This window comes from Acidimicrobiales bacterium (assembly GCA_035512495.1).
GTDB lineage: Bacteria > Actinomycetota > Acidimicrobiia > Acidimicrobiales > CADCSY01 > DATKDW01.
Map to the genome: position 1 here is coordinate 1 of DATKDW010000009.1, position 9,259 is coordinate 9,259.

The window sequence follows — 9,259 nt, forward strand, 5'->3', positions numbered from 1 at the left end:
ATTGACAACCTCGATCACCGCATTGTTGGTCTGGGTGGTACCGATGCCGTCAGCAAGGTTGTTGCTGTCGGTGTCGACGAAGGTGACCACACCGTTCGCGTCGACCGAGATGTTGGCCGGCGGGAACAGGGCGATGTTGTACGTGGTGGCGTTGTCCAGCCCGGAAACCGAGTACTGACGCAGACCACGGTTCGCACCGGTCGTCGTGCCATCGGAGACCTCGTTGGTCGCTGCCTCAGCCGGAGCCACTGCGAACGACTGGTTCGTAGTCGGCGGGTCGAGCTGGTCGACCGGCGGCATCAGACCCTGCTCGACCAGGTAGGACAGGTTGCGGGCGAGAAGGGCAGCCATCTGCTCACGGTTGATGGGCTCGGCGAAGCCGGAGGTCCCGTCCGTGCGGCCGACGTAGATGCCGAGCTCGTGGAGGATGTTGAGGTCCTCGTGGTGAGCAGAGCCCTCGGCGTCCGGGAACGCGTTCTCCGGGTTCGTGGGGATCGCCGCACCGGCGGTGGTCATCTCGCGGACGATGAACGAAGCCATCTGACCGCGGGTCACGTCGCTGTCGGGGCGGAAGGTGCCGTCCTGGAAGCCCAGGGCGATGCCCTCCTCGGCAGCGTCGTTGATGTTCCCCTCGTGGGTGTTGCCGTCGTCATCGGCGAAGGCGTCGGGGCTGTTGGCCGGACGTGTGTAGCCGGTGACCAGGTCGAGCTTGCGCATGACGAACGAAGCCATCTGGGCGCGGCTCACGGGGAGGCCGGGGCTGTACTCGTTGGACGGACGGCCGCCGGCGCCACCGACGGCGATGCGGTACTCGGCGACGCAGTTGATCTCGTCGTGGAACGTCGAGCCGGTGTCGTCATCGAAGTGGTCGGTGGTGCTACCAGGCGGACACGCGTTCTCGATGTCACGAGGGGCGTTGTGCACCCCGTGCGTAGCGCTCGCGATGGCGGGCATGAGGGTGACGGCGAGCAGCGCGGCGGCAAAGCCGGCGAGAACGCGTCCACCTCTCTTCATGGTGCTGGATGTCGGAGACAATCCGATCCCTTTCTTGGTGGTGTTGGGTCCGGGGTGGCGGACTGCATCACCGGATTGCCGGCTGCCGCACCCTTCCGTTCGAGCGTCACACAAGCTACATGTGACGCTCGATCCGGCAACCTAGGCCAAAAGTGGCAAGGCAACAAGGATCTCGCGTCGCAATCGCTCTGATCGTGCTCATGGGTACAACCACCGGCTGACCGGTTTCGTTACAACCGCCGCCTGGTGCGCCCCCCTACCCACCCCCAGGGGCACCATTCCCTTTCGTCCTTTTCCTCCTGTGCCCGCGCGCGCCGGAGCCCCGGCCCGCTGGGACCGGGGCTCCTGGCTACCGCTCCGGGGGGGTGTGGAGCGGCGAGGGTCAGGCGACGACGATGTCGATGTCGTCGCCTGCGGGCTGGGTGTCGGCGTCGGGGTTGGCCACGGTGTCGCCCCGGCACGCACTACCCCGATCGGCGGGGGACAATGCACGCGTGCCACCCCAGTCTGCCCCCAGCGCTCTGGTCGCCGCGTGGGTGGGGTCCACCAACCTGGGCGACGATCTGGTCCACAGACCAGTTCCACGCCACAACGACGGCCCGCCAGCGACCGACACCGCTTGATCCGGTGGCCTCCGCACACGGCGAGATCAACCGCCGGTGGCAGGTGCAGGTCAACACCACCGTGGAGCCAGACGCATGATCCCTCAGCCGGTCATCACGCGCTGGCGGCGCGACCACCCGTGGAGCACCGACGAACAAGTCGAACAGAACCTGCTCGGGCCAGATCCTTGCTGCGGGGTATCGCCCGCGCACAGTGCAGGGTATGCTCACCACCGTGACCGCTGAGCTGGAGACCGCCCCGACCGTCGCCGAAGGCGCTTCGCTTCGCATCCGGTCGAACATCCGGGTGTTGCGTGGCGACCTGCCGCTGGCGGCAGCGGCCCGCGCCGTGGGCATCGACCGCAACGAGCTGCGGCGCATCGAGAAGGGTGAGACCGGCCAGATCCGCTTCGACACGCTCGTGAAGCTGTGCGAGGCGTACCACTGCACCGTCGCTGACCTCCTCGAGGTCGAGCCGGCTGGGGCCACCTTCGACGAGCCCGTCTACGCCGGCGCGCTGATGGCGTTCTCACAGGGCCTCATCGCGCCGGCACCCCGCCGCGCCGTTCGCCGCGACGCGTCGCTTGACGTCGCCGACCCGGACCGCGCCGGTGACGTCATCGCCGAGGTGAGCGGACGGCGCCGCCGCCGGGGCGTGCCGACGCTCAACCGCTGATGGCGCTCGACGCCTCGGACTTCTACGTCGCCGGTGACAAGCTGCCGTTGCAGCAGGGCGACATCCTCCTCTCCCCGATCGTGCGCATCGCCGTCGGCAACCACAGCCAGAACCAGTGGGAGCGCCTCGACGAGGAGCGTGCCGTCCTGGCCGTGCCCCGTGAGTCGCTGCCCGGCGTCGTCGTCGACGGCGGCTGGTCGCTGGTGATGGTGACGACGCACGACTGCGGGCTCGACAAGGAGTTCAACACCCGCCTCAGTCAGCTCGAACGCAGCGGCGTGACCATCGACGACGAGGTCGTCGCCGGCGTCGAGGACGACGACACACTCGACCGCTTCCTCCAGGTGAGCCCACTCGTCCGCGCCGACGAGGTGCACATCGCCGGCAGGCAGGTCACCCAGGACCAGTTGATCGCCGGGAAGATGGTCGGCTACCTGCCGGTGCCGTCCCTCACCCGGGACGACATCGACATCGTGCCCGCATCCGTCGTTGACTTGAACTACCGCTGCACCATCGACCGTCTCAGCTACGCCGGCCGCGTCTCGTCGGTCAGCGAGGCGGCCCGCACACAGCTGCGCTACGCGCTCGCTCGCCTCGACGCGCTCCGCACCCCCTCACTCGAGTTCGCGCTTGGCGACGTCGTCGGCAAGACCGTCGTGGCCGCCCGCGTGGCGAAGAAGAACCCGCTGGCGGTCGACTTGACCTTCGACGACAACACCAAGGTCCAGCTGCTCCAACATCCGGGCAGTCCCGCGCAGGCAGGCCCGGCCCGTACGGCCCGCAGCTCGAAGCCTCGCTGACCGCCCGCTGGCACACCATGACCGGGCCGCGCTCCCAGGAGATGTGGACATCGCCGCGCATGACATCACCGCCAACGGAACCTCACGGTGCCAGCGCTGGTACGACTTGGACGACGAGTGCCCTGACCACGGCTAGCAGCGACCTGTCGGCCCCCTCGACGTGTCCCCGTCCGAGGAGCGTCTGCTTACCTCGTACTGCGGGGCGCGGCGGTTCACAACTTGCTGCCGAACCTAGGCGACAACGATCTCGATGCTGTCGTCTGCAGGCTGGGTGTCGGCGTCGGGGTTGGCCACGGTATCGCCGTCACCGCCCACCACGGCGGTGACCGTCAGGGTCTCGTCGACCACGAAGGGGTCGCCGCCGACGGTGATGGCGACCTCGTCGTCGACGCCGTCGGTCGGGGCCACGCAGGCCGCTGAGACGGTGGCCCGCTCGCCGGCGGCCTCGGTGGTGGTCACCTGGTAGTTGGAGGCGTTGGCGTCGACGGTGGCGCAGTCGATGGGCTGGTCGTAGATCACCGTCACCACGTTCTCGCCCACGGCGGCCGAGCCACCGGCGAAGGTGGGCTCACCGGCGCTGGCCAACAGCGAGATCTCGATGCTGTCGCCCACCAGCTGGGCGTTGCCGGCCAGGTCGACCACGGTGTTGCCGTCGCCGCCCTCAACGGCGGTGACCGTCACGGTGTCGCCGGAGGTGAAGGGGTTGCCGCCGAGGAGGATGTCGACCTCGGTGTCGGACCCGCCGAAGTTGGCGCACGAGGCGCCGATCGGGGTCCGCTCGGTGGTCACCCCCTCGGCGTCGGTGATGACCACCTGGTAGTTGGACCCGTTGTCGTCGACCGTGGCGCAGCTGATGGGCTCGTCGTAGACCACCGTGATCACCAGGCTGCCGGAGCCGACCGAGCCCGACACGAAGGTGGGCCGGGTCTCGGTGACCTCGATCGTGCGCACGTGGGTCTCGGTGGTGTCGTCGGTGAAGGTCACCGTGAAGGTGAGGGTGCACTCGCCCACGGGGGCGGCGGCGAGGGCGGTGAGGGTGAACCCGCCGTCGGCGTTGAAGGCCACGGCGGCGTTGTCCTCGACGCAGTCGCCCGCGACCCCGAGCGACGCGATCTCCACGCCGTGGACCACACCGCTGAAGGGGTTGGCGGCCTCGACGGTGGTGGCGTCGAGGGTGATGCCCGAGCGCACGATCGGCGCCACCAGGCCCTCTTCCACCAGGAAGGCGAGGTTGCGGGCCAGGAGGGCGGCCATCTGCTCACGGATGATGGGCTCGGCGAAGCCAGAGCTGCCGTCGGTGCGGCCCACGTAGATGCCCAGCTCGTGGAGGATGTTCATCGGCTGGTGGTGGGCCGAGCCCTCGGCGTCGGGGAAGGCGTCGGCCGGCTCGGTGGGCAAGGTGGCGCCGGCGGTCTGCATCTCCCGGACGATGAACGAGGCCATCTCGCCGCGGGTCACGTCGTTGCCGGGGCGGAAGGTGCCGTCGGCGAAGCCCAGGGCGATCTCCTCGGCGGCGGCGTCGTTGATGTTGGCGCGGTGGGTGTCCTGGGCGATGTCGGGGAAGGCGTCGCCGTCGGTGGCGGGGCGCGCGTAGCCGGTCACCAGGTCGAGCTTGCGCATGATGAACGAGGCCATCTGACCCCGGCTCACCCGCAGGCTCGGCCCGTAGAACTCCGCCGACAGGTTGCCGGGACCACCCTGGGCGATGCCGTAGGAGGCCACGCAGTTGATCTCGTCGCGGAACGTCGAGCCGGCGGTGTCGACGAACTCGTCGCCCTCGGAGGACCCCGGCGGGCAGGCACGGTCGATGAGGCGAGCCTCGTTGTGGTCGGCGCCGTGGCTGGCGCCCGCCGTGGCGGGCAGGAGGCCGAGCGCGAGCAGCGCGGCGAAGAGCCCGGCGAGCACGCATCCACCTCGCTTCCTGGGTGTCGGAGTCAAGGATCCGGCCTTTCTGGTGATGGGTCTGGCGATGAGTCTGGCTGGCTGCGGTGCCTGGCTGCGGCACACCCTGGCACGCACTACCCCACCTGGCGGGGGACAATGCACGCGTGCCACCCCAGTCTGCCTCCAGCGCCCTGGTCGCCGCGTGGGTGGGGTCCACCAACCTGGGCGACGAGCTGGTCTACGCCGCCCTGGCCGCCAAGCTGGCCGCCCGGGGGGTGGCCGTCACCGCCGTGTCGACCGACCCCGCCGCCACCGTCGCCACCCACGGCGGCGCGGCTGTGGGCCAGTGGGACCTGCGGGGCCTGGCCCGGGCCACCGGCGCCGCCACCGGCGTGATCCTGGGCGGCGGCGGGCTGCTCCAGGACCAGACCAGCGCCTTCAACCTCCCCCTCCACCTGAGCCGCACCTGGCTGGCCCGGGCCCGGCGCACGCCGGTGGCCGGGGTGGGCCTCGGCGCCGGGGGCCTCGTCACCCGCCTCGGCCGGGCCCTGGTGCGGCGCTCGATGGGCGCCGCCGTGGCCGTCAGCTGCCGCGACGACGCCTCGGCCGACCTGCTCGCCTCGCTCGGCCTCCCCCGGCCGCTGGTGGCCGCCGACCTGGCGCTGTCGCTGCCTCGACCTGCCGTCGAGGTGCAGGACCGCCTGGTGGCGTGCCTCCGCCCCTGGACCGCGACGCGGTCCCGCCTGCCGGTGGCGCTTCGCTCTGGTGGCTCGGGTGGTGGGTCGGGTGGTGGTGGGTCGGGTGGTGGGTTGGCGCCGGCGTGGTTCCTCGACGCCATGGCCACCGGCCTCGACGAAGCTGCTGAGCAAACCGGCCTCGCCGTGCACCTGGTGGCCCTCCAGGCCGACCGCGACGACGCCGTCCACCGGGCGGTGGCCGACCGGATGCGCACCCCCGTCACCACCGCCACCCCCACCGTGGCCACCGTGGTCGACGAGATCGCCACCGCCCGGGTGGTGGTCGCCATGCGCTACCACGCCGGGATCGCTGCCGCCCTCGCCGGCCGGCCGTCGGTGCTGGTGGGCTACAGCGCCAAGGTCCCCGCCCTGGCCGCCGACCTCGGCGAGGGCGCCGTGGGCCTCGACTGGGACGCCCGAGCCCTCGAGGGCCTGGCCGCCGCGGTGGGCTCGATCCTGGGCCAAGACGCCGCCATGGTCGAGGCCTGCGAGGCGCTGCGGGTGCGGGAGCGAGGCAACGACCAGGTCCTCGACCGCCTCCTGGGGGGCTGAGGGGGGGTTCTCCGGACGAAGAGAGAGAGAGTTTCCTTGCGAAATGTTGCGCTACCGATAGTATTTGGCTGACGCTTGTTGCCGGGATGCGGTGTCCGGGCACAGTTTCCCTCATGCTTGTCGCACCCCCACCTCACGGAGCGCTCGAGTTCGTCAGCGCGGCGAACCGTTCCGCGCTCAGCCGTCGTGCCCGCTCGGGGCAGGCCATCCGCCTCAGCGCAGGCATCTACGCCCTCGGCGCGACCCTCCCGCCCGAAGATGTCGCCCGCCACCACCTGTACGCCGTCATCGCGCACCACTGGCCCGGCTCGGTCCTGTGCGGCAAGACCGCCTTGGCCGGCGGGGTACCAGTCGACGGCGACGTGTTCGTCGCCGCCCCCGAACCGGGTCGCACGGCCCCGCTGCGACTACCGGGCATCACCGTGCACCCGACCGTTGGGCCTGCGCCCCTGCCTGGCGACATGGCGCTGCCGCACGGCCTGCACCTGTCCGGTCTGGCCCGCCAGATCGTCGAGAACGTTGACGTGGCCGGCCGGCCGCCCCGATTCCGGGCGGGGACATCCGCCGCGGAGGACCGCATCGACGAGTTCGCCCGCAGCGGCGGCGCCGGGCGCATCCTGGAGGTGCTCGCCGAGCTGGATGTGATCGCCGGGTCGTTCAACCACCGCTCGGTGGAGGCCACACGGTCTCGTCTTGCCTCCGTGCTCGGCAGCTTCACCGGGGACGTGAGGTCCCCGCGCCTCCGTGCCCGGATCTCGGGTGCGCCCTACGACGAGCACCGGGTACAGATGTTGCGCAACCTCGTCTCGGAGCTCGAAGCGCTCGCGCCGGCGCCCGTCCCCGCAGACACCTCGTCCCGCTGGAAGTGGCTGCCGTTCTACGAGGCGTACTTCTCGAACTTCATCGAAGGAACCGAGTTCGGCGTCGACGAAGCCCGCCGCATCGCTGTCGAGGGCCACGAGCCCGCCGACCGCCCCGACGACGCGCACGACGTGGTCGCCACGTACCGGCTCGCCAACGACCCGGGCGACCGCGAACGGGTCCCGCGCGCCGGCGACGATCTGGCCGACATCCTCCGTGAGCGCCACGCCGCCCTCATGGCAGCCCGCCCGGACAAGCGACCCGGGTTGTTCAAGGAGAAGTACAACGACGCCGGCGGGTACCAGTTCGTCGATCCCGAGCTCGTCGCCGGAACGTTGCGCACGGGGTTCGAGGTCCTCAACTCCGCGATGGACCCGCTCGTTCGTGCTGTCGCCATGATGGTCCTGGTCACCGAGGTCCATCCCTTCGACGACGGCAACGGCCGGGTCGCGCGCCTCACCGTCAACGCTGAGCTGTCCCGGGCCGGGCAGGCACGCATCATCATCCCGACCGTGTTCCGCAACAACTACCTCGCCGGCCTCACCGCGGTGTCCAACGGCCGGACCGGCGCTGCACGGAGCCTCCTGTCGATCATGGAGTTCGCGCAACGGTGGACGGCCGCGGTCGACTGGGGCTCCTACGACGGCGCCCACGCACAGGTCGAAGCAGCCCACGGGTTCATCGACTCGGGCTACGCCGAATCGCAGGGCCTGCGTCTCGAGCTCCCCCGAGCTCCCGACGAGTTTCCGAACTGATCGTTGCACCGATCCGATTGATTCGGGCGCCGGGGGCTCGGTTCAGCTGAGCTCGGCGGTCTGCCAGGGGATGCGCTCGGCGTCCAGCACCCGGGGAAGGACACCCTCGGACGCCTGCGTCGACAGGAGCACGGTGGCCCCCAGCACCAGGGCCGATGCCGCCGCTTCGAGGTTCAAGAGGTTGAGCCGCGGGTGCCGCTCGGCGAGCTCAGCCATGCGGGGGACCGTCGATCGAGGGTCCGGCAACCCGATGTCGTCCCGCAGGACGAGCAGACTGCTGATCGCCGCTCGCTGGTGGGCGTCGCCGAGGTCCGTGAACGGACCCGAGAGCTGACCACCAGCACCGACGACCGCCGCTCGACACGCCCGGTAGTACCAGTAGGCCGTCGTGTGGAGCTCGCCCGGTCGGTCGAGCCCCACGAGCAGCTCCTCGATCAGCAGTCGATCATCGAGGAGCAGCGCCGGACGCTCGTCAGCCACCTACTGATCGACGAGGTCGGGGTCGTCGATCCCGGCAACGCCGGCCTCGTAGCGGTCTCGGAGCACGCGCCGGAGCTCGTCGCGGGCGCGGTCCACGCCGCCGGGCACGATCAGGGCCGCGTCGCCCAGATCGATGATGCCGACCTCGCCGCCGTCGACGATGCCCCACCGGTGGCGGAGCTCGGCCGGCAGGTTCGTCTGGCCCCGATGCGACACTCGAGCGGTCGATGCAGCTGCCATGCACGCATTGTATCAACCACGCCGTTACAAGGCGCTGGGCTCTGGGCTCTGGGGCGGTGTTGACCTGCGTGGGCGATCTAGCCATACTTCTAGCCATGGCGTCGAGCGAGCACCTCTCCCTGGCGGACGTGAAGAACCGCCTGTCGGAGGTGGTCGACAAGCTCGAGCGCGAGCACGGACGCGTCGTCGTGACGAAGCACGGGCAACCGGCCGCCGTGATGCTCAACGTCGACGATCTGGAGTCGCTCGAGGAGACGCTCGAGATCCTGAGCGACCCGGCACTGAGAGACGCGATCAGCGCGGGCAGCGACGACCTCGCCGCCGGCCGGACCGAACGCCTCTCCCGAGACCAGGCCCTGGCCCGCATCGCGAAGCAGTGACGTCGGAGCCCTTCGACGTCGAGTGGGCGTCGAGCGCGCTCCGGTCACTCGATCGCCTGCCCGAGAAGATCGCCACCGCCTGCGTCGAGTTCGCGTACGGCGGTCTGGCGGAGAACCCGCGACGTGTCGGCCGAGCCCTCCGGTTCGACCTCGAAGGCAAGCACAGCGCTCGACGAGGCGACTTCCGCGTCATCTACGAGATCGACGATCGCTCGCACGTCGTGACGATCATCGCGATCGATCACCGAAGCGACATCTACCGGCCCCGCTGACCGCGG

At 70.3% G+C, this 9,259-nt stretch carries 10 protein-coding genes; 6 read left to right on the forward strand and 4 right to left on the reverse strand.

Annotated features, from left to right (window positions below; all coding sequences use genetic code 11):
* Positions 1-1,014 (reverse strand): S-layer homology domain-containing protein (locus tag VMN58_00555; protein ID HUF31680.1); only part of this gene is annotated, 1,014 nt, incomplete at its 3' end.
* Positions 1,015-1,851: 837 nt separating this feature from the next.
* Between VMN58_00555 and VMN58_00560 the strand changes: the two genes are divergently transcribed.
* Positions 1,852-2,292, forward strand: coding sequence for a helix-turn-helix transcriptional regulator (locus tag VMN58_00560; GenBank protein ID HUF31681.1), 441 nt, complete (start codon positions 1,852-1,854; stop codon positions 2,290-2,292).
* Positions 2,292-3,092, forward strand: coding sequence for a hypothetical protein (locus VMN58_00565; protein ID HUF31682.1), 801 nt, complete (start codon positions 2,292-2,294; stop codon positions 3,090-3,092). Before VMN58_00560 ends, VMN58_00565 begins: the two co-directional genes overlap by 1 nt.
* 231 nt (positions 3,093-3,323) lie before the next feature.
* On the opposite strand, the gene VMN58_00570 is transcribed toward VMN58_00565, so the two are convergent.
* The gene (locus VMN58_00570) at positions 3,324-4,997 is read right to left on the reverse strand and encodes an S-layer homology domain-containing protein (GenBank protein ID HUF31683.1); all 1,674 of its coding nucleotides are present in this window, start codon (positions 4,995-4,997) and stop codon (positions 3,324-3,326) included.
* A gap of 143 nt (positions 4,998-5,140) precedes the next feature.
* Between VMN58_00570 and VMN58_00575 the strand changes: the two genes are divergently transcribed.
* Complete coding sequence (locus VMN58_00575) at positions 5,141-6,265, forward strand: polysaccharide pyruvyl transferase family protein (GenBank protein HUF31684.1); 1,125 nt, start codon at positions 5,141-5,143, stop codon at positions 6,263-6,265.
* A 113-nt stretch (positions 6,266-6,378) separates the two neighbouring features.
* Positions 6,379-7,881 carry a Fic family protein gene (locus tag VMN58_00580; protein HUF31685.1) on the forward strand — a complete coding sequence of 501 codons (1,503 nt, stop codon included), beginning with the start codon at positions 6,379-6,381 and terminating at the stop codon, positions 7,879-7,881.
* 42 nt (positions 7,882-7,923) lie between these two features.
* Here VMN58_00580 and VMN58_00585 read toward each other — a convergent pair whose 3' ends face one another.
* Together VMN58_00585 and VMN58_00590 are read right to left on the reverse strand one after the other, a co-directional pair.
* On the reverse strand, positions 7,924-8,361 hold the full coding sequence (locus VMN58_00585; GenBank protein HUF31686.1) for a hypothetical protein: 438 nt from the start codon (positions 8,359-8,361) through the stop codon (positions 7,924-7,926).
* Positions 8,362-8,601 (reverse strand): AbrB/MazE/SpoVT family DNA-binding domain-containing protein, encoded by a 240-nt coding sequence (locus VMN58_00590; GenBank protein ID HUF31687.1) that lies wholly within the window; start codon positions 8,599-8,601, stop codon positions 8,362-8,364.
* A 95-nt stretch (positions 8,602-8,696) separates the two neighbouring features.
* Here VMN58_00590 and VMN58_00595 point away from each other — a divergent pair, with 95 nt between their 5' ends.
* Together VMN58_00595 and VMN58_00600 are read left to right on the forward strand one after the other, a co-directional pair.
* The gene (locus VMN58_00595) at positions 8,697-8,981 is read left to right on the forward strand and encodes a type II toxin-antitoxin system Phd/YefM family antitoxin (GenBank protein ID HUF31688.1); all 285 of its coding nucleotides are present in this window, start codon (positions 8,697-8,699) and stop codon (positions 8,979-8,981) included.
* Complete coding sequence (locus VMN58_00600; protein ID HUF31689.1) at positions 8,978-9,253, forward strand: type II toxin-antitoxin system RelE/ParE family toxin; 276 nt, start codon at positions 8,978-8,980, stop codon at positions 9,251-9,253. Before VMN58_00595 ends, VMN58_00600 begins: the two co-directional genes overlap by 4 nt.
* Positions 9,254-9,259: the final 6 nt, after the last annotated feature.